At 65.7% G+C, this 204-nt stretch carries 1 protein-coding gene; it reads right to left on the bottom strand.

Features of this window, described 5'->3' with window-relative positions; all coding sequences use genetic code 11:
• Positions 1–204, bottom strand: a 204-nt coding sequence (locus ACOADB_RS11935; protein ID WP_378598558.1) for an SDR family NAD(P)-dependent oxidoreductase, incomplete at both ends; no start/stop codon positions are given.

The raw sequence follows: 204 nt of genomic DNA, 5'->3' as shown, positions 1-204 counted from the left end.
GTCGCGTGACCACGGCTCGCAGCAAGGTGCGGTGTCGCGTGCTTCAAGGTGCGGAAGACGCCGTTCACGTTGACGTCGAGGACCCTCTCGAACGACGCCTCGTCGATGTTGCGGACCGTCCCGTACGACGCGACGCCGGCATTGGCGACCAGGAAGTCGATGGCACCCAGTTCGTCGGCACAGCCGTCGATCGCCGTACGCAAC

The organism is Nocardioides sp. CPCC 206348, assembly GCF_048654705.1.
Lineage (GTDB): Bacteria > Actinomycetota > Actinomycetes > Propionibacteriales > Nocardioidaceae > Nocardioides.
The sequence above is the reverse complement of the archived record's forward strand: the minus strand, read 5'-3'. Positions and strand labels throughout refer to the sequence as shown.